At 46.0% G+C, this 19,263-nt stretch carries 16 protein-coding genes; 11 read left to right on the top strand and 5 right to left on the bottom strand.

What is annotated here, in order from left to right; genetic code table 11:
• Position 1 precedes the first annotated feature (1 nt).
• A complete protein-coding gene (rsmI, locus tag VSQ61_RS14240; RefSeq protein ID WP_334345057.1) occupies positions 2-853 on the top strand; it encodes a 16S rRNA (cytidine(1402)-2'-O)-methyltransferase in 852 nt (283 codons plus the stop codon).
• 212 nt (positions 854-1,065) lie between these two features.
• Here the strand turns inward: rsmI and VSQ61_RS14235 are convergent, their stop codons facing one another.
• On the bottom strand, positions 1,066-1,320 hold the full coding sequence (locus VSQ61_RS14235) for an AbrB/MazE/SpoVT family DNA-binding domain-containing protein (protein WP_160562882.1): 255 nt from the start codon (positions 1,318-1,320) through the stop codon (positions 1,066-1,068).
• A 233-nt stretch (positions 1,321-1,553) separates the two neighbouring features.
• Here VSQ61_RS14235 and VSQ61_RS14230 point away from each other — a divergent pair, with 233 nt between their 5' ends.
• Positions 1,554-2,219 carry a nucleoside recognition protein gene (locus VSQ61_RS14230; RefSeq protein WP_334345056.1) on the top strand — a complete coding sequence of 222 codons (666 nt, stop codon included), beginning with the start codon at positions 1,554-1,556 and terminating at the stop codon, positions 2,217-2,219.
• Here the strand turns inward: VSQ61_RS14230 and VSQ61_RS14225 are convergent.
• Positions 2,182-3,708 (bottom strand): helix-turn-helix domain-containing protein, encoded by a 1,527-nt coding sequence (locus VSQ61_RS14225; RefSeq protein ID WP_334345055.1) that lies wholly within the window; start codon positions 3,706-3,708, stop codon positions 2,182-2,184. The genes VSQ61_RS14230 and VSQ61_RS14225 overlap by 38 nt on opposite strands.
• Positions 3,709-4,074: 366 nt before the next feature.
• Between VSQ61_RS14225 and VSQ61_RS14220 the strand changes: the two genes are divergently transcribed.
• The 4 genes from VSQ61_RS14220 to VSQ61_RS14205 all read left to right on the top strand — a co-directional run bounded on the left by VSQ61_RS14220 (position 4,075) and on the right by VSQ61_RS14205 (position 8,477).
• Complete coding sequence (locus VSQ61_RS14220; RefSeq protein WP_334345054.1) at positions 4,075-5,316, top strand: hypothetical protein; 1,242 nt, start codon at positions 4,075-4,077, stop codon at positions 5,314-5,316.
• Between the two features lie 24 nt (positions 5,317-5,340).
• Positions 5,341-6,378, top strand: a complete 1,038-nt coding sequence (locus VSQ61_RS14215) for an aminomethyl transferase family protein (RefSeq protein ID WP_334345053.1) — start codon at positions 5,341-5,343, stop codon at positions 6,376-6,378.
• A gap of 65 nt (positions 6,379-6,443) precedes the next feature.
• Positions 6,444-7,358: an SDR family NAD(P)-dependent oxidoreductase gene (locus tag VSQ61_RS14210; protein WP_334345052.1), complete on the top strand. Its 915-nt coding sequence runs from the start codon at positions 6,444-6,446 to the stop codon at positions 7,356-7,358.
• Positions 7,359-7,517: 159 nt separating this feature from the next.
• Entirely contained in the window at positions 7,518-8,477 is a 960-nt protein-coding gene (locus VSQ61_RS14205; protein WP_334345051.1) for a hypothetical protein, read from the top strand.
• Between the two features lie 46 nt (positions 8,478-8,523).
• On the opposite strand, the gene VSQ61_RS14200 is transcribed toward VSQ61_RS14205, so the two are convergent.
• The gene (locus tag VSQ61_RS14200) at positions 8,524-9,393 is read right to left on the bottom strand and encodes a helix-turn-helix domain-containing protein (RefSeq protein WP_334345050.1); all 870 of its coding nucleotides are present in this window, start codon (positions 9,391-9,393) and stop codon (positions 8,524-8,526) included.
• Between the two features lie 261 nt (positions 9,394-9,654).
• On the opposite strand from VSQ61_RS14200, the gene VSQ61_RS14195 reads away from it, so the two are divergent.
• The 5 genes from VSQ61_RS14195 (at position 9,655) to VSQ61_RS14175 (ending at position 17,435) form a co-directional block, all read left to right on the top strand.
• Positions 9,655-12,741, top strand: a complete 3,087-nt coding sequence (locus VSQ61_RS14195; protein WP_334345049.1) for a glycoside hydrolase family 2 TIM barrel-domain containing protein — start codon at positions 9,655-9,657, stop codon at positions 12,739-12,741.
• Positions 12,742-12,980: 239 nt separating this feature from the next.
• Complete coding sequence (locus VSQ61_RS14190; protein WP_334345048.1) at positions 12,981-14,372, top strand: MFS transporter; 1,392 nt, start codon at positions 12,981-12,983, stop codon at positions 14,370-14,372.
• A 346-nt stretch (positions 14,373-14,718) separates the two neighbouring features.
• Positions 14,719-15,528, top strand: a complete 810-nt coding sequence (locus tag VSQ61_RS14185; protein WP_502877041.1) for a helix-turn-helix transcriptional regulator — start codon at positions 14,719-14,721, stop codon at positions 15,526-15,528.
• 67 nt (positions 15,529-15,595) lie between these two features.
• Entirely contained in the window at positions 15,596-16,135 is a 540-nt protein-coding gene (locus VSQ61_RS14180) for a spore maturation protein (protein WP_502877040.1), read from the top strand.
• Between the two features lie 22 nt (positions 16,136-16,157).
• Positions 16,158-17,435, top strand: a complete 1,278-nt coding sequence (locus VSQ61_RS14175) for a glycosyl hydrolase family 18 protein (protein WP_334345046.1) — start codon at positions 16,158-16,160, stop codon at positions 17,433-17,435.
• Between the two features lie 399 nt (positions 17,436-17,834).
• On the opposite strand, the gene VSQ61_RS14170 is transcribed toward VSQ61_RS14175, so the two are convergent.
• Both VSQ61_RS14170 and VSQ61_RS14165 read right to left on the bottom strand, forming a co-directional pair.
• Positions 17,835-18,074 carry a hypothetical protein gene (locus tag VSQ61_RS14170; protein WP_334345045.1) on the bottom strand — a complete coding sequence of 80 codons (240 nt, stop codon included), beginning with the start codon at positions 18,072-18,074 and terminating at the stop codon, positions 17,835-17,837.
• Positions 18,071-19,213, bottom strand: a complete 1,143-nt coding sequence (locus VSQ61_RS14165; RefSeq protein WP_334345044.1) for a sensor histidine kinase — start codon at positions 19,211-19,213, stop codon at positions 18,071-18,073. Before VSQ61_RS14165 ends, VSQ61_RS14170 begins: the two co-directional genes overlap by 4 nt.
• Between the last annotated feature and the right edge of the window lie 50 nt (positions 19,214-19,263).

Here is a 19,263-nt window from a genome sequence, read left to right as displayed (position 1 = left end):
GATGCAGGGAAAATTATATTTATGTGCCACGCCCATTGGGAATCTGGGGGACATTACTCTTCGGGTGCTTCACACTTTAAAAGAAGTAGACCTGATCGCAGCGGAGGACACCAGAAACAGTATTAAGCTTTTGAATCATTTTGAGATTCATACCCCTATGACTAGTTATCATGAGTATAACAAGTATGAAAAGGGCAGAGAGCTGATTGCAAAACTTCGGCAGGGAAAGCAGATTGCGCTGATTACAGACGCAGGAACTCCGGGTATTTCCGATCCGGGAGAGGAACTGGTGAAAATGTGTGCAGAAGAGGGAATTGAAGTAACTTCTCTTCCGGGGGCTTCGGCCTGCATTACGGCTCTTACCCTCTCGGGGTTAAGTACCAGACGCTTTGCTTTTGAGGCTTTTCTTCCTGCGGATAAGAAGGAGCGGCAGGTAGTGATGAAGGAGCTAACAGGGGAAACGAGAACCATCATTATCTATGAGGCTCCCCACCGACTTAGAAGGACATTAAAGGAGCTTTATGAGTTTTTGGGAAACCGGAGACTGACGGTTTTAAGAGAGCTTACGAAGAAATATGAGACTGCATTCCGGACAGACTTTGAACATGCGGTTCATTATTATGAGACAGAAGAGCCTAAGGGAGAGTGCGTGCTGGTTATTGAGGGAAAGGCGGCTGAGGAGATACTTAAGGAACAAAAGGAGGCCTGGCGGGAATTGAGCCTTGAGGAGCATATGGAGCTTTATGAGGAACAGGGAAATACGCATAAGGAAGCTATGCGGTTGGTAGCCAGAGACCGGGGAGTATCTCGTAGAGATATTTATCAGGAGCTGCTGGAGCAAAATAAGAGCTGAGATATAGGAATGCTTCGCCTTCACAAGCACATCGGTGGTAAAGCGGTCCTCATCCCCTACGCCGGTCATTTTTTGAAGCTTAACTTAATGACATTGCCTAAGACACAGACAATATTATGGCTAAAAAAACCGGGCTCCATAGCTATGGGCCCGGTTTGGTATGTAGAAAAATCAGTAGTTTGGTAATAAGTGTAGTTTCCAACTACGGATATTTAAATCAATTCAGCAAGTTTTGCAAGATCCTCTATGGTCTTTTTAGACACCATCTTGCCGCGGTATTCGATCAAATCTTCCCGTTCTCCTGTGAAAATATCCGTTGGCGCATACTTCTTTAAAATGATTTTGTCGTCTTCAACATAAATTTCGAGAGAATCACGTTCTTCAATGTTAAATACCTTTCGTAACTCCATTGGAAGCGTGATACGTCCCAGCTCGTCTAGTCTTCTAACTACACCGGTGTTTTTCATTGTGTCTCCTCCTTCTGCGATAGTAGCACGTTCTTCTTTGTAAGTATATCAAAAAGTTCGCAATATTCCAATACCAATTTTGACAAATATCGAGTAAAAATGAAAATAATTTCCGTGGAAAAATTTGCTAAAATGCGTAAAGAATGTGCAAAATTAAGAAAAATATTGGGATAAAACATGGGACGGGACACAAGATAATATATTGATAGTAAAAGAGTTAAGAATGGTGTAAAATGTTAAATTATTTATGGGGAGCTATGCTGCTTGTGGGTGTTGTATATGGCGCATTCCAGGGAAGGCTTCCAGAGCTTACTACAGCAGCTCTTGATTCTGCAAAGGATGCTGTAAGCCTGTGCATCACCATGACCGGCGTCATGTCCCTGTGGGTGGGGCTTATGGAGATCGCCCAAAAGAGCGGAATGATCCGACAGGCGGCGAGAAAGCTGCAGCCTTTTATCAATTTTATGTTCCCGGGGATTCCAAAAGGTCACAAGGCAAGAGAGTACATAACAACCAATGTGATTGCCAATATCTTCGGCCTGGGCTGGGCGGCGACACCGGCAGGATTAAAAGCTATGGAAGCACTGGAGGAACTGGAGGAGGAACGACGAAAAGAGGGAGTACGTGCAGGCAGCAAAGGCATCCGTCCTCCGGTACCGAAGGGAACGGCGAGCAATGAGATGTGTACGTTTCTCATTATAAATATCTCATCGCTGCAACTGATTCCGGTGAATATCATTGCCTACCGCAGTCAATATGGAAGCGTGAATCCGGCGGCGATCGTGGGACCGGCGATTGTGGCGACGTTTGTGAGTACGGCGGTGGCGGTTGTTTATTGCAAGATTATGGACGGAAAGAAATCTAATAGAAAGATTTCATCCCCTCATTCTTCAGCATAGCCAGGCATAGGCGGTAAGTGAGCCGGGTTTTTGGACTGTGCAGATCGTCGTCCAACAGGCGTATCAGCTTGTCCAGACGTTTCATAAGGCTGGTACGGTGAATGAACAGAGCTTCTGCGGTTTTGGTGATGCTCATCTCGTTTTGAAGATAGACATCTAAGGTTTTTATGTACTCGGTTCCTTTCTTTTGGTCGTACTCCAGCAAATACAAGAGATTTCCGGGGATTAGAGATGTAGCGGACATTTCCAGGGTGCAGGTGTGAAGCAGATAATCCAGAGTGTGCTCCTGAAAAAAGAACAGATTTTGTGTATAAGGTGGTTGGGAGTAGTGTTCCGTCATATAGTGTGCCTGCAGTAAGTAGTCGTTGATATGCTCCAGTTCACGAAAGTGGTTGCTTAAGCCGGCATAGTAATCCATGCGTCCAATAAATGTGTCAAAGGTATCCAGAATTGTCTCCTCATTTTCCTGCAGACGGATGAACCCGATAATTTCTTTGTGGAATACGGATGCATAAAGATTCTGTGCTATTAAGGTGGTTAAGGTTCTGTACATGTAATCTCTGGGGAGAGCGTTTTTTCCCTTTTTTTCTTTGAGCTTGAAAAGGATCCAAGATTCATTTGGATTCAGGCGAAACAGAGCTTTCTCATCCTTTGTCAGACTTTCCTGGCGTAGAAGCTTTTGGAGGGCTGTTTCCTCAGAAGATTGTATCTGGCTGTTATTACGCAGGTATTTGAAAAATGCTGTCTGAAAATAGGAAAAAAAGTGATCGGCCAAGGGAAAATCGCTTTCCCGAAAGGGACGGAAAATGGTTCCGATGCTGATACAACCTACGAAATGTCCCATTGGATACAAATTGTTGCAGTAATACTGTCTATCCGGCAGATCAATGGATGACAAATAGGGCGTTGTCAAAGCTCTTTCCAGAGTGCATACTTGTTTGACAAGCTCTAAATGGTTTAAGTCCATATCGTGGGGATAATCGTCAATATGGTAATGAATTTTACCGTGGCTGTCCGGTTGAAATTTCACATTAAAAAGCGACTGAAGTGTATTTCCTACTACATTTATAGGATTCTCTAACATATCAGTGCCAAGAAGCAAAAGGCGTTGAATATCAAAATCAGTTTCCTTTTCCAATTCATCCCGCAGCCTTTCATCCCAGTCATCAAAGTGATCATAGAGCTGATTGACCTGATTTAAAATAGTAATGGGGCTGATCTCCGTTGGAATCCAGAGCATTTGAATGCCGCTGGTAAACCAGGCGGAGGGGATTCGTTCACCCACACATATGATACCTATGCCTGGAACAGAAGCAGGGGCGGGCAGATCCTTTACCCGCATGACATAAAGACATCCTTCCGTGAGTGTCATGCCTTTCTCGTAAAATATGGGGCGGCGGAAAATAAGCTTGTGCGTTTCGATGCTATAAGACTTAAGAGTTGCATTTTCAGGCAGATAGGTTCGGATAATTTCCAAATTTAATTTCATGGGAACCCTCCATTAGGGAAAAAGCTGTACATCATTTTGCAGTACAATCAAAAATAGTTTCTTATGTTTGTCCACGCTTATTTTCTTAAATTATAATACTTTTTTTCCACAAAATCTATATTTCCTCAAAAAGCCTACGATTTGATGACTTAAGAAGCCCTGTCGGTATCTGTTTTGTGCCCTTGATTTTGCATCCGGCACTGTCAGGGGGTGAAATTTGATGAATATGGGCATAAAAATGTTCTAGCGTTATCTCTAACTTTCATCTTTGTGCAGTCTGTTCATAATAACTGGAAAAATATATAATATTTTTATAAGTTATAGACAATGTGCAACAATGAGTAAATCAAAGAAAGGAGCTAAGTTATGAGTAAGAAAATTACTGAACGCCTGCCAAAGGAGGTTGGCACAGGTCTGTATCCTGTAAAATCCCCCTGGGATAAGATGATTTCTTATCACGATGCCGCCCACTACTGCCAGAGGTATACAAATGTTGTAGCTGCGGCGATTATGCAGGCATTCCGGATTATTGAGCCGGATTATGCGGCACGAAGCCAGGCTATGTGCACAAATGCGTACAATCGTCTCTATTATGTCAATACTGCAATTCCCGGATATGGAGAGAAAAATGCGGAAAATCTTCATATGCATCCGTTTATGCGGGGAAATTTCGTAGGCGGCCTGATTGGCGATGCCGGTGATGAGGATCTTTTGATGTGCGGTCGTGTAAATGATTTTGGCACCTACCGTGCGGAAAAGGAGTTGGATATCTGTTATTGGGATCTGGTAGGAACAGAATTGTGCCGTTCTACTACACAGTCTCTTCAAGCATGTGCGGACTGTGCGGCAAAAATGCGTCCGGACGGACCGCACATTGAGTATCATATGGTCGAGGCAAAAGGAGCTGGAGATCGACATTGCCGTATTGTGGCAGAATGCCGGAAGAAGTTCCCTATGCCGGAACATGAACAGTGGGAGTGCTTTGGGCCGGTTGCGACAGAAGATCAAATAAAATTTACCAAGGAAGAGGATACGGTGGAAGAGTCCATGATGTTCCGTGAAGACTGCGACTACCTGTTCTCCAACGGTACCAACATGGAGAAGAACTGGAAGAGTGCTTATCCTATGGTTACAATGTCCAATGCGGCAAGCTACATCCTGCCTACAATTGAGGATCTTATCCGGGGGGGAAAGGTAACCAACGAGCATGTGGATTATGTAATCCATTGTGTGCTGGAAGCAGCAGGCAAGTCTACTTTCATTGATGATTTTGCGAAAGAGGGCTTACGAATCTGGCTGGGCGTACCTCACTCCATCAGTAAGGATGATGGGCGTCTTATGGGCGGCTATTTGGAGATGTTCCTGCAGAGTATGCATTTTAACTATACGATTGAAGCATTCAATGAAGAGGAATGTATCTATGTGCTGGATCCCAAAGAGTTAAACAGCTGTGCTTTCGGCTCAACCAAGATGGCGGATGCTTATCTTTGGTTCTGGTATGGAATGACAAAGAGTCTGGTAAATCCACAGTGGTCTCTGTGGGAGGAGGATTCTCCGGAAAGCAAGCTGCGTATTAAGATTGCAAAGAAAGTAGACAAGTTCTGTTAGGCGTGTCAGAGAAAGGAGCAAAATATGAAATATCCATATCCTGTAATGTATAAAAATGTTTACAAATATGACGATATGAAGCGATCCGAACATATGGCGGTTCGCAAAACAGTGGGTTGGTATCTTTGGACGCACCAGCTGATAGAGGTTACCGGTAAGGATGCAGCAGCATTTCTGGAAATGATTTTTCCGAAGAATATAGGGAATCTGGCAATTGGCAGGGAACGCTATACGACTATGCTGGATGAATCGGGCCGGATTATTGATGATGTAGTAGTTTTCCGCATGGGAGAGCAGAAATTCTGGATCTCTACTCTTTTTAAGGTAGATCTGCAGGCATGGTTTACCGCCCATAAGGATGAGAGAGATGTGGCGTGGGAAGATATCACCAAGGACTGGGAAATGTATGCGGTACAGGGACCGAAAGCATTGGAAATGGTGAATGCGTTGGTTAAGGAGCCTGTGGACGACCAGAAGTTTTTCCAGATAAAAGCCAACGAGATCGATGGGCTTCCTGTGTATATCAATCGGGCAGGCTATACAGGCGAGAAAGTAGGCTATGAGATCTATTATTCCAAGGCAGATGCACCTGAACAGGAGAAGAAACTGTGTGCCTTGGCTGAAACGTTAGGCGGCAGGGAGGTAACAGAATTTCAGGTTATGGCCTGGACACTTCCCTGTGAAGCCGGATTTTTCTACATGCGGGATTTGCGTCATACAAATCCCTTTGAGGTGGGCTTGGAAAGTGGCATCAACTGGGAAAAAGAATTTATCGGAAAGGAAGCTCTCTTAAAAGTTCGTGAGGAGGGTCCCGGGCGAGAGGTGGTCGGTTTTACTGTAGAAGATGCAGATATTCACATCAAAGGCCGAAATATGGGAAACGAGGGTGAAAAGGTTTACGTGGACGGCGAAGAGATCGGCCGTGTTATGAAGATTACCTACAGCTATGTGCACGAGATTAATAATGGAACGATTATTTGTAAAAAGGGTGCGTTAAAGCCGGGTGATAAAGTATTGCTCCATGGTCACGAAGCTACAATTTGTGCCCCGAAGTTTATCTGAATGTTCGCCTTTCCGGGGATGGCTTTTGCCGTCCCCGGAAAGAGAGATTGAAAAAGGAGGGTATTATGGGGGTTGATCCAACAGCATTAATTACATCAATTATGAATGGCTATATTACGGAAACGGCTTCTCTGGAGGAGATGCTGTATGTAAAAGGGAAAGTGGCAATTGTGACAGGAGGAGCTTCCGGATTGGGCTTTTGTATAGCACAAAGACTTCTTCAGGGAGGGGCAAGTGTTGTGCTAGCCAGTTCAAGCACAGAGAAAGGAAAAACAGCCCTGGAACTTTTGAAGAGAGCCGGTTATGAAAAGGTGTCCTATATTCAAACAGATGTGAGAAGAGAGGACGAAGTCAAAGGGATGGTAGAATTTGCGGTTAAAACCTATGGTTCACTGGATATCCTGGTGACATCCGGCGGGGTATGGGGATTTGCACATGTTTACGATATGCCGGAGGAAGAATTCAGGCGTGTTGTTGATGTGAACCTGGTTGGTTCTTTCCTCTGTGCAAAGCATGCCAGCAAATACATGATAGAGCATGATATAAAGGGGAAAATTGTTCTGATCTCCTCAAACTCTGCGTTTTTGTCGCAGCCGGTATTTGGCGGTTATGCTCATTATGTAGCGTCAAAGGGGGGAGTGGTCGCTATGACGCAGGAACTGGCAAAAGAATTGAAGCGTTTTGGCATCTGCGTCAATACTGTGGCACCAGGCGGGATGATGACTCCGGGAAACTTTTACAATGGGCCTTGTCAGAAGCTTCCACCGGAAAAATTAAAGGAGATAGGAGAGGAAATGACTGTCAATCAGATGGATGAGATTCCGTCGGCTGACAGTGTGGCGATTGTGGCCTATGGTATGTGCACCAGAATGTCAGACGGCATGAATGGAGAATGCATCGTGGCTGACAGCGGCATGATGAGAAATATTGTCAAGCATCAGCCGGCAATCCGGGAATATCCTGCCAAAAAGGAAGCGTGAAAACCGTAAAATAAATTGGTGTTAGTCGAAAAAGATTTTTAATATTTTTTTAACAGATTATGATCCTCTTTATAACTTCCGATATATTAAGTATATGAAAGATATTCCAGCGAAAGGCAGATAAAAAATATATCTGCAACAAAAGGAGGTTCAAGATCTATGATAAAATGCACCTGCTATCATTCCGCACCATCCCAGGCAATCACCTCCTGGAGAGATCAGATAACCCCGGAACAGGATGCGAAGATAAGAGAAGAATTTTCCTCCAAAAAGCCTTTGAACGAAAAGCCCCTGGCATTGCCGGAAAATTCAGGAACATCCCCTGCGGCACCCGTAAAGCGGAAACCGATCGTGATAGAAACAGGTCCGGTCAGGCCTGTCCACACCGGCTACGCCCGGATTGACAATGCGATCACCGATGCATTAAAAGGAAAAAGCCAGGAGTTAAAGGATAATGTTTATAAGATTATCCGGGATGATTTTCTCCCCCACAACGTCCATGGACTGGAAGAAGCGGACCGGCTGGCACAGATTGGACTTGGCGTGGAAAAGGCACAATATCTTGCAGATCAGTTTATGGATGACAAAACCAAGTCTTCTTTCATGGAAGCCATGCGTTCCATTGCCAGGATAGGCACAAAGGGAACACGCATCAGCGACTGTGAGATGGATTATAATGTAAAGCGTATCATACAGATAGATGGGGCCGGCTATGTGCACGAAGATCATTCGGAAGAGTATCTTTATGCTATGGAAATGAAAGCCCCAAAGGAATATGAGACCTATAAGAAGCTTAAGGAAACGTCAGGAGATACAGAAGCCGCTTTCTTCATGGTTCGGTGGGCCATGAAGAATCTGAATCTTATAAACGGCAATCGAAAGAATTACAAAGAGAAGCAGGAAGAGCAGTATGAAAAGCTTCAGAAAGTAGAACTGGATCAAACCTTTGCCAGAACGGATACCACAAGCAAGGAGAGCTTCCTGGCATCCATCCGGGAAAAGCTCCAGGCCAATAAAAGCCTGCAGATAGATCTCTTTTTGAAACAGATATCCAATATGACAAAGACGCCGGGAGACTATTTGTTTGGGCGAAGACAGGAGTTTACGGCCAGGGCATAAAAAGACAGACTGAAAATCTGAAAGCAGACATTTCCATACAAAGAATCTAATTATTTCCCATCTGTCCTGACTTTCTGTAATCTGAGGGGGACATCCCTTTCTGCTTCCGAAAGATCCGGCTGAAATACAGGGGATTGTCATATCCCACAATCTGTCCGATCTCTGTAATATTGTAATTGGTGGTCTCCAGAAGCATCTGGGCATTGGTAATGCGTCTTGATACAATATACTGCATGGGCGTGGTGTGAGTATACTGCTTAAAGCTGCGGATAAACCAGCTCACACTCATGCCCCTTGCGGAAGCGTACTCCTCGATATTCACCTCCGTATTGTAATTATCATTGAAAAACTGCATGGCAAGAGACATTTCCGCATCCAGATAATCATTTTTCCGGGTGTGTTCTCTGGTAAGCTGTCGGTGAATCAGAATAAAAAGCTGACGCAGCAGCAGGGTTAAGACTTCCGGATAATGAGTCTGACACCGCTGTAGCTCATGGATCATCTGCTTGAAAATCCGGGCATAGTCCAGAGAGGTTCCAGTGGGAAGCACTCGCATTTCGTTCGTAATGCCATAGCCCTGGAGAATTTTTTTCACGCTGCTTCCGGTAAAGTGCACCCAGTACACTTCTGTCTGCTCATTCCCGTAATACACATACCGCTGCGGCTCCCTGGGCCGGTAGAGCACCATATGTCCGGCGGGTACAATCGTATCCGTCTCATTATGATCAAAATAAAAATGAGCAATGCCAGAAGCGATATACAGTAATTGGAAATCCACCCGTCCCCTGGGTCGGTAGGTGGGAAGCTTCGGGCGTGTATACAGATGATACGTTCCGCAGCTTCCCACAATCAGAGGCTTGCTCTTATCCTTAAAATCCACCAGAGAATTATTTAAATATGCGGAATTGATATACATACCCTTGCTTGCCCCCTTTTTTGAAATTTTTATCTGCCTGTATCTGCTTTATATCACATGGCTCGTCCGAAAAGGCTCCTTATAAAAGAATTGTATCATTTTGTGCATGTTTTGTCTAATGCAGTCCATGGACGTTTCGCCCAAAAATCACTATAATATGGATTAAGATAAGAAGAACGGAAAACAATTGGAAAAGAAGAGTCCAATAAAGTAACAGAAAATAAAATATTTACAAAACTGGAACAGGAGGTTTAGCAATTCATGATTGTACCAAGAAACTACGAAAATCTAAAAGTCCTGCATGAAAACACCATGCCGCCCCGGGCCTACTACATTCCGGCATCTATGCGGATGGACACCCTTGTAGAGAGCCGGGAGGATTCGGATCGGTTTAGGCTCTTAAACGGTGACTGGCGTTTTTCATACTACCCAAGCATCTATGAGCTAAGGGATGCCTTTTATGAGCCGGATTTTGATGCTTCATCCTTTGACCGTATTCAGGTGCCGGGCAACTGGCAGACGGCGGGATATGATACCCACCAGTACACCAACATCCGCTACCCATTTCCCTTTGATCCGCCGTACATTCCCCAGGACAATCCCTGCGGGGCCTACATACGGGAGTTCGACTATCAGAGGGAGGAGGAAGCTCCTGCGGTATATCTGAACTTTGAGGGCGTGGATTCCTGCTTTTACGTATGGCTTAATGGAACCTACATCGGCTACAGCCAGGTGTCTCACAGCACAAGCGAGTTTGACGTAAGCCATGCTGTTGCGGAGGGAAAAAACCGTCTGGCCGTACTGGTTCTCAAGTGGTGTGACGGAAGCTATCTGGAGGATCAGGACAAATTCCGTATGAGTGGCATTTTCCGGGATGTATATTTGCTGAAGCGTCCTAAGAAAACGATCTGCGACTATTTTGTAAAGACAGCTTTGGAAAATGGAACCGCAAAAGTAATGGTAGACTTCACTTTTGTTCAGGAGCAGATACCGGTAACGGTCTCTCTCTATGATCAGGAAAATCGCCTTGTAGCTTCCGGAAAGATACCGGTAACGGAAAATCTTTCTCCGGATTCCGGAAAGCTCCGGGGGGAGGACGGCATCGTACTGCGTATTCCGGACCCGATTTTGTGGAATACGGAAGAGCCTTACCTCTACACCCTGGTGTTGGAGACGGAACATGAGGTGATCACGGATCATATAGGACTGCGTGAGATAAAAATTATTGGAAAAACCGTGTATTTTAATGGAAAACGCCTGATATTCCGGGGTGTGAACCGTCACGATTCCGACCCTGTGACCGGCTTTGCCATAAGCAGGGAGCAGATGATCACGGATTTGACCTTAATGAAACAGCACAATTTCAACGCAATCCGAACAAGCCACTATCCCAACTCTCCGGTATTCTGCCAGCTCTGCGACAAATACGGCTTTCTGGTGATAGGAGAAGCAGATATAGAGAGCCACGGGCCGTCAGAAATCTATTACCAGGATAATACCGATGCCAACAAATTCGATCGATGGAATGAACCCATTGCGGACGCACCCATGTGGGAGGAATCCATTCTGGATCGGGTACGCCGTCTGGTGGAGCGAGACAAAAACCGCCCCTGCGTTGTTATCTGGTCTATGGGAAACGAAAGTGCCTACGGATGTAACTTTGAAAAGGCCCTGAAGTGGACAAAGGAATATGACACCTCCAGGCTGACCCACTATGAGAGTGCCAGATACCGGAAGAGTGGAAAGACATACGACTACTCCAACCTGGATTTATACAGCCGGATGTACCCCTCCTTTGAGGAGATTGAGGATTATCTGGCCCATGACCCCGCAAAGCCCATGATTCTCTGCGAGTACAGCCACGCCATGGGAAACGGCCCGGGGGATCTGGAGGATTACTTTGAGCTGTTCCATGAAAATGAAACTATGTGCGGCGGATTTGTCTGGGAATGGTGTGACCATGCCATTGACCACGGTAAAACGAAAGAGGGAAAGACTGTTTATTACTATGGGGGGGATCACGGGGAGGTTATTCACGATGGAAACTTTTGCATGGACGGTCTGGTTTATCCGGATCGCCGCCCCCATACGGGACTGCTGGAATATCGCAATGTGTACCGTCCGGTGAGGATTGTATCTTATGATCCGGATGCCGGAATGCTCATGCTTCAAAGTTATCTGGATTTTACGGATCTAAAGGAGGAAATAGAAATTCATTATGAGGTAAGCTGTGACGGCACATACCGGAAGACCGGGGTGCTTCCTGGCTGTTCCATAAAACCGGGACAGACGGGAAATATTCCCTTGCAGATAAGTGTACCGGAATCGGGCCGGTCCTATCTGAAATTCACCTATTATCAGAAAAGAGAGACTATGCTGGTTCCGGCGGGTTGTCTGCTTGGCTATGAAGAGCTTCCCCTTAAGACCGGGGATAACAGAAACCAGACTGCAAGCAGGCTTATGAAGTCTGAAAAGTCCGCAGCAGGGGCAGCAATAAGGATCACGGAAACAGAGGAGACCTTTGTACTGGAGGGAGAGAACTTTACTTATTGCTTTGACCGGCGGACCGGATTGTTCTCCGGACTCCAGTTCGGGGGGCGTGAATATCTGAACCATCCTATGGAGGTGAATATCTGGCGTGCTCCTACGGATAATGATATGTATATCAGGCAGGAGTGGCAGCGTGCCCAGTATGACAGGGCTTATGTGCGTGCCTATGATGCCCTGATTAGCCGGACAGAAACCGGAGTAGAGATACAAAGCCATATGTCCGTGGGGGCGGCTGCGGTGCAGCCCATGATGGGGATAGAAGCCGTTTGGCAGGTAGAGACAGACGGGGGGCTTTTTGTTTCCCTTTTTGTAAAGCGTAACATGGAATTCCCGGAGCTTCCCAGATTCGGAATCCGTCTGTTCCTGAATCATGAGCTTAACCAGGTATCTTATTACGGCATGGGACCGTATGAGAGCTATCGGGATAAGCATAGGGCAGCCGTTCACGGATTGTACCAGGCCCTGGTGCAAAAGCTCCATGAGGACTATCTTCGTCCCCAGGAGAATGGAAGCCATATGGATTGTGATTATGTGACTTTATCGGGAGGTACTTACGGTCTGACGGCAGTATCCGGGCGGCCTTTCTCATTTAACGCATCAATTTATACACAGGAGGAATTGGAGAGAAAAACACATTACTATGAATTGGAGTCCTCTGACAGTACTATTTTGTGTCTGGACTATGCCCAGAACGGAATCGGCTCCAACAGCTGCGGGCCAAGGCTTAAGGAAGTCTATCGGTTTGATGAAGAGACATTTACATTTCAAATAAAGCTTGTACCATTTCTGAAGAAGTAAGTTACAGTTTGCTTTGCGAACTGCAGCGAAATAAGAGGAACCATATTTTTACCCAGGTATCTTAGCATGCAGAATCCGGAACCGGATACTTGGGGAAAAATGGAACTAAAATGATTTAACAGCACCGATTGTGCAGTACCCAGATGGATTTACGGACACATCTTTTAGTGGCCGGAAATTCATCTATACTGCCGGGTACTGTACAATCGGTGCGGAACTAAAAATAGAAGGGAGCACTTATGCAGGAAAAAACGTATTTAAAATGGTACAACAAAGTGGGATACGGTTCCGGAGATATTGCAGGAAATGTGGTATATGCATTCCTATCCTCCTTTGTAATGATTTACCTTACCAACACCGTAGGACTTCATCCCGGTGTGGTAGGCTCGCTGATTGCGGCCTCCAAGCTCTTTGACGGAGTGACGGACATCTTTTTCGGGGCCATGATTGACAAGACAAAAAGCAGGCTCGGAAAGGCAAGACCCTGGATGCTCTACGGGTATGTCGGCTGTGCCCTTACACTGGCCGCCATCTTTGCCATCCCCGTAGATTTGGGAAAAACGGCTCAGTACGCATGGTTCTTTATTGCCTACACCCTGTTAAATGCGGTGTTCTATACAGCAAACAACATTGCCTACTCCGCCCTCACCGCCCTTGTGACGAAAAACAGCAAGGAGCGTGTGCAGATGGGTTCCTATCGGTTTATCTTCGCATTCGGCACAAGCCTGCTGATTCAGTCCGTCACCATCCAGGCGGTGGCTGCCTGCGGCGGAGGGGCCGGGGGCTGGAGAACGGTGGCCATTATTTATGCTCTTATCGGCCTGGCTGTAAACACTATTTCCGCCCTGTCCGTAAAGGAGCTTTCCGAGGAGGAGCTGCGTGAAGATGCAGGGAAGAATAAGCCGGAGGAAAAATACGGGCTTGCCACAGCCGCAAAGCTTCTGGCTTCCAACAAGTTTTATCTGATGATCTGTGCGGTGTATATCCTCCAACAGATCTATACAGCAATGATAAACATGGGCATTTACTACATGACCTATGTTTTGAAAAATGAAAATCTGTACGGTGTATTTTCCTGGGCCATGAACATTCCGCTGATTGCGGCCCTTGTATTTACCCCCACCCTGGTAGCAAGATGGAAAGGCATGTATAAGCTGAACTTAAGGGGCTATATGCTTGGTACCCTGGGCCGGGCACTGGTAGTCGTGGCAGGCTATCTTGGCAGCGTTCCCCTGATGCTGCTGTTTACGGGGATCGCAGCCTTTGGGCAGGGACCCTGGCAGGGCGATATGAATGCGGTGATAGCCTCCTGCTCCGAGTACACCTATCTGAGAACAGGAAAGCGGGTGGACGGAACCATGTACTCCTGCACCTCCCTGGGCGTGAAGCTGGGAGGTGGCCTTGGAACCGCCATTGCAGGCTGGCTGCTTGCCGCAAGCGGATTCGATAAAAACCTGACTGTTCAGCCGGAATCCTGTATGCAGATGCTCTATTTTATGTACCTTTGGATTCCTCTGATTATCAATCTGGTGATTACCCTGGTGCTTTCCAGAATGAATGTGGAGGGTGCGAATGCAAAGCTGAAAGAACAGCTCAGGGGACAGGAAGAGGATGCTTACTGGATAAATTAGAAAAAGTACACTATAACACAAACAGCAGTAGATGTAACGCTTGCTGTCCGTGTCAGTAAAATTGGGGCATTGTCCTGTAGAAGCACTCTATGGGGCAATGCTTTTTAAATAAGGGGTTTCTATGCGCGGTATACATGGCTGAAATAAACTGCGTAGAAGTCCAGAAGCTCATTGATAAAATGTCTGATTCGGTTCATGCCGGTCCTCCTTTCTGTCAGAGACAGCTTTGCAAAAGCTTTTGCTGTCCGGTTCTTTTCTTTACACGCTTATCTTAGCAGAGAAAAAGGAGAATTACGTGCCAGATGAGAACAGAAAACAGACATTTTTTGCAGGAAGGGAGGAAGGAATGTATCCTTTTTATGAAGCGGCAGGGCCGGATATCCGGCTGATAGACAAGGAGTCGGAGCATACGGCGCCCCACCTTCACCGGGCGATGGAATTTGTTTATGTGACCAGGGGAAGCCTGGAGCTGGGGATGGGGAGGGAGCTGTACCACATGGAGGAAGGAGATCTTGGAATTGTGTTTCCGGATATGATTCACCATTACCAGGCATTTTCAAAGGAGCGGGGAAGAGCCTTCTATGTGATTGCAAATCCGGGTGTATGCGGTGTTTTTGGGGAGGAGCTTTTAAAGTATGCGCCCGAGAATCCGGTGTTGCCAAAGGAAAAAGTGCCCGGCGAGGCCGTAAACGCCATGATGTGCTTAAAATGGACCGGGGAGCCGGACCCGGTGGCGGGGCAGGCGTATGTGCAGATCCTTCTGGCAAAGTGTATTCCTCTTCTTGGGCTTACGGAAAGAAACAGGCAGGGGAGCGGGGATCTTGTGGAACAGTCGGTGGCCTACGTTTCCGCTCATTTTCGCGAGCCTGTGACCCTAGAGGGTATGGCTTTGGAACTGGGGGTCAGCCGGTATGTTTTGTCGCGGGTGTTTTCCGGCGTTTTTCACACGAATTTTAACCGGTATGTAAATGAAATCCGGCTTTCCTATGCCTGCGATCTGTTGGAATGTACGGAACGCAGTATTACGGAGATTTATATGGATGCGGGCTTTGAAAGTCAGAGGACCTTTAACCGGGTATTCCGCGAGGCATACCGGGTGACGCCGCGGGAGTATCGGATGCGTCAAAGGGAGAAGCTTTTGGCGGGAAAAGAGTAAGAGAAAGAGATATTTTTACTTTCAACGTCATAGAATAGAAAAAAGCTCTCGGCAGGCGGTCAAAGCAATGCAGGCGGCAATTCGTATCATTCTTTATACTTCCGATTTACTGGTTCCCTTTTTGATCTTTTATGTGGTTGCATATGGGATTTTGATGAAGCGGCCGGTTTATGACGATTTTGTCCGGGGCGCGAAGGACGGCTTTCAGACGGTGATCCAGATTATGCCGACACTGATTGGGCTGATGGTGGCGGTGGGGGTGCTCCGGGCTTCCGGCTTTCTGGATTTTTTGTCCGGAGTATTGAGCCATGCGACGGATTTGATTCATTTTCCGTCGGAGCTTGTGCCGCTTGTGATTGTCCGCATGTTTTCCTCATCAGCGGCTACGGGACTGGCGTTGGATATTTTTCAAAAATACGGAACGGATTCCCGCCTGGGGCTGATTGCATCAATTATGATGGGATGTACAGAGACGATTTTTTATACTATGAGCGTCTATTTTATGACCGCTAAGGTGCGAAAGACCCGCCACACGCTGACCGGAGCCTTGCTTGCCACGGCAGCAGGGATCGTGGCAAGCGTGGTGTTGGCGGGGATGATGCAGTAAATAACAATAAAAAGGAGTAACGATGGAAATTTATATAGTTCAGCCAGGCGACACGCCGCAAAGCATTGCGGCCTTATACGGCGTGTCTCCGCAAAGGCTGATTTATGACAATCAACTGGCAGAGCTTCCCTACCTGCCGGCAGGAATGGCAGTACTTGTATTAATTCCTGCTCTCATCCACACAGTATCGGAGGGAGAGACACCGGAGGAGATCGCAGCAGCCTACGGTCTGACACAAAGGCAGCTTTACCAGAACAATCCCTACCTGCTGGAGCAGCCCTACCTGCGCACAGGACAAAGTCTGGTAATTCGTTACCAGGGGCAGGAGGATAACGGCCTTTATGTGACTGGCTATGCATATCCCTTTATTGAGGAAGAGGTTCTGAGGGAAGCTTTGCTGTATCTGGATGAGCTCTTGATCTTTTCCTACGGCTTCACAACGGCCGGCGCCCTGATTCCGCCGCAGATACCGGAGAATCGAATGATCTCCCTGGCATGGCAGATGGGTGTTCGGCCCATTCTTGTACTTACCCCGTTTTCCGAGCAGGGGAACTTTAACAATCAGTTGGTAAAAGCCGTGTCCGAGGACCTGGAAATGCAGCAGGTTTTAATTGGAAATCTTCTGGAGACCGTAAGAGAACTGGGATATGCAGGAGTGGATGTGGATTTTGAATATATTCTTCCGGAGGATCGGGAAAGCTATGCCGCCTTTGTGGGAAATCTTCGTGAGGTGATGAACCGGGAAGGCTATCAGGTTTCCGTGGCTCTTGCCCCAAAGACCTCCGGGGAACAAAGAGGGCTGCTCTATGAGGGCATGGATTATGCGCTCCTTGGAGCCAGTGCAAATCAAGTATTTCTAATGACCTATGAATGGGGGCATCAGCATGGACCGGCCATGGCCATTGCTCCCATCAACAAGGTCCGCCAGGTGCTCGACTACGCAGTTACGGAGATTCCCAGGAATCAGATTCTAATGGGAATTCCCAACTATGCTTATGACTGGACCTTACCCTTTGTACAGGGAGAATCCATTGCAGAGATTATGGGAAATGTGGAAGCCGTCCGCCGTGCGGCCATACAGGGCGTCCCAATTCAATACGATGAAACAGCCCAAAGCCCCTGGTACGCTTATGAACAGTATGGAATCACCCATGAGGTGTGGTTTGAGGATGTGCGAAGCATGGAGGTAAAGCTTCGGACAGTTATAGAGTATGGATTCCTGGGCATCGGATATTGGAACCTCATGCGGAATTTTCGGGCAAACTGGCTGTTGCTTCAGATGCTTTCGGGGAGGTCATAATAATATATTTTAATAAAAATCTACATTTTAAAAAAATTGCATACTTTCATTAAAAAAGGTGGGATCTTATTGTATAGGCTGCTGGGAGCGCAATATACAAGGGCAATAACAGATATAGATTTACAGGGTAAAAATATCAGTAATTATGCGGAAAAATAAAGGAAGCTTTTAGAGAAATTCTGCAGATTGCTCTTGACGACGGTATACGCTTTGACTTAGATACACTTGAAACAAAAAATATTACGGAGTTCAAAAAATACAGTGGAATAGATGTATTTGTTCGGGCATTTTTGGATCGGACAAGGGTACCTGTCCAAAGTCCCCCACTGCATTAGAATGCCGACGGGGATTTATCAAAAAATCAAAATGGGGGATTGACAGAACAGAAGAAATGGGTTTTTACCGTACGGTATTTTCACTCAAGCGGGCGGCTCGTTTCTTTTTTATTTCCAAAACATCATACAGATACTTCTTGCCATCATCCGCATGACGAACCAGCATACTTGCAGAAAAATATCCCCGCCTGATTTTTGAAGTGAAGAAAAATATTCTCCAGAAGCAGCGAAACAGGAGACGATGATAATCTGCTGCTTTGGATTGCAGATGGGAGTGCGAATGCCGGGAAATTATGGTTTTCATGCTCCCTGCCGCTTTAAAGTAATGATTGCATGGAACGTCAGCGTATCGGAGTTGTAGTATATCTGCATATTCCCATTGTATTTGGCAACAATTTTGCGGATGCTTTTCAGCCCGAAACCATGCTTATGGCTGCAGGGTATGCTTATAGCCAAATTACCGTTCTCCCTTGTTGTGAAAGGATTTGCCCGGCAGGAGTTAATGACTGTCAAAACTGTAAATGGAGTTTTTTCTTTTTTGCCCGTGCTAATTTCAATAAATGATTCCGGAATGTTTTCAGCCGCTTTTACAGCATTGTCGAGCAGATTGCAGAATAATGAGGTAAGGTCATTGTCGACAATAAAATCTGTCGTTCCGCTTCGTATATCAGCATGAAAAGCTATGTGACTGTCAGTACACTGCTGCATATAGCGGCATAAAATGGAATTAAGCATTTCGTGTTCACACAGCCGGGTGCATTCTTTTAAGTCAGAAGAATGAATCAGCTGGTGCAAATACGTATCAATTTTATCATGTTCTTTCTGCTGGTTCAGCATATCAATGGAGTGCAGATGCTTCTTTATATCGTGGATTAAAATGCGCTGGTTTTCGTTTTGCAGACGCAGCATTTCATAATATTCCGTAGAGTCAGACTCTTTTTGAAGCAGTAACTGTATCTGTGTAAATTCCATGTTTTTTTTCAGGTTGTACTGGTTGATGCCAAATACAAGCAGGTTGCTTATCAGTAAGAAAAAAGCACTTAGCGTAACCGTTCCTTTCAAGAGAGGTGAGAGCTGGAAAGCGTCGCTGACACTTACCAATGTGAGCATGATAAAGCCAGAGGTAACGGGAATAAAAATCAGAAGCAGAACAGATTTGTCATGCTGCTGGTTCTGTGTCTGCTTCCCTTTCAATAAATGAATCAGGATATATACAATGGTAAGGAAAATCATTTTGCTGAAAATAATAAAAACCATCATACTTTGAAACCGTCTGGGTTCTGTAAGGAAATGAGGCAAAAAACATTCAATCGCACTGTATACGGTCAATTCGCACATTCCCATAACGGCAGCTAAAACAGCGGAATGAAACAGCGCAGAATACCATTTGAGATCATACTGGGCAAGCAGGAAAATAAAATTCATGACTAAATATAATGCCATATTCAGCCATATAGATTCCAGCAGGGATACGGCAAACATTGTAAAATAAA

Origin of the sequence: Candidatus Merdisoma sp. JLR.KK006, assembly GCF_036941035.1 — a bacterium.
Taxonomy (GTDB): Bacteria; Bacillota; Clostridia; order Lachnospirales; family Lachnospiraceae; genus Laedolimicola.
The sequence above is the reverse complement of the archived record's forward strand: the minus strand, read 5'-3'. Positions and strand labels throughout refer to the sequence as shown.

Excerpts from the sequence above, each read along its gene's own strand:
- VSQ61_RS14205 (WP_334345051.1), top strand. The coding sequence starts at position 7,518 with ATGATAAAATGCACCTGCTATCATTCCGCACCATCCCAGGCAATCACC.
- VSQ61_RS14165 (WP_334345044.1), bottom strand. The coding sequence starts at position 19,213 with ATGGCATTATATTTAGTCATGAATTTTATTTTCCTGCTTGCCCAGTAT.
- VSQ61_RS14215 (WP_334345053.1), top strand. The coding sequence starts at position 5,341 with ATGAAATATCCATATCCTGTAATGTATAAAAATGTTTACAAATATGAC.
- VSQ61_RS14170 (WP_334345045.1), bottom strand. The coding sequence starts at position 18,074 with ATGAAAACCATAATTTCCCGGCATTCGCACTCCCATCTGCAATCCAAA.
- VSQ61_RS14225 (WP_334345055.1), bottom strand. The coding sequence starts at position 3,708 with ATGAAATTAAATTTGGAAATTATCCGAACCTATCTGCCTGAAAATGCA.
- VSQ61_RS14195 (WP_334345049.1), top strand. The coding sequence starts at position 9,655 with ATGATTGTACCAAGAAACTACGAAAATCTAAAAGTCCTGCATGAAAAC.
- VSQ61_RS14185 (WP_502877041.1), top strand. The coding sequence starts at position 14,719 with ATGTATCCTTTTTATGAAGCGGCAGGGCCGGATATCCGGCTGATAGAC.
- VSQ61_RS14175 (WP_334345046.1), top strand. The coding sequence starts at position 16,158 with ATGGAAATTTATATAGTTCAGCCAGGCGACACGCCGCAAAGCATTGCG.
- VSQ61_RS14235 (WP_160562882.1), bottom strand. The coding sequence starts at position 1,320 with ATGAAAAACACCGGTGTAGTTAGAAGACTAGACGAGCTGGGACGTATC.
- VSQ61_RS14210 (WP_334345052.1), top strand. The coding sequence starts at position 6,444 with ATGGGGGTTGATCCAACAGCATTAATTACATCAATTATGAATGGCTAT.
- VSQ61_RS14190 (WP_334345048.1), top strand. The coding sequence starts at position 12,981 with ATGCAGGAAAAAACGTATTTAAAATGGTACAACAAAGTGGGATACGGT.
- VSQ61_RS14180 (WP_502877040.1), top strand. The coding sequence starts at position 15,596 with ATGCAGGCGGCAATTCGTATCATTCTTTATACTTCCGATTTACTGGTT.
- rsmI (WP_334345057.1), top strand. The coding sequence starts at position 2 with ATGCAGGGAAAATTATATTTATGTGCCACGCCCATTGGGAATCTGGGG.
- VSQ61_RS14230 (WP_334345056.1), top strand. The coding sequence starts at position 1,554 with ATGTTAAATTATTTATGGGGAGCTATGCTGCTTGTGGGTGTTGTATAT.
- VSQ61_RS14200 (WP_334345050.1), bottom strand. The coding sequence starts at position 9,393 with ATGTATATCAATTCCGCATATTTAAATAATTCTCTGGTGGATTTTAAG.
- VSQ61_RS14220 (WP_334345054.1), top strand. The coding sequence starts at position 4,075 with ATGAGTAAGAAAATTACTGAACGCCTGCCAAAGGAGGTTGGCACAGGT.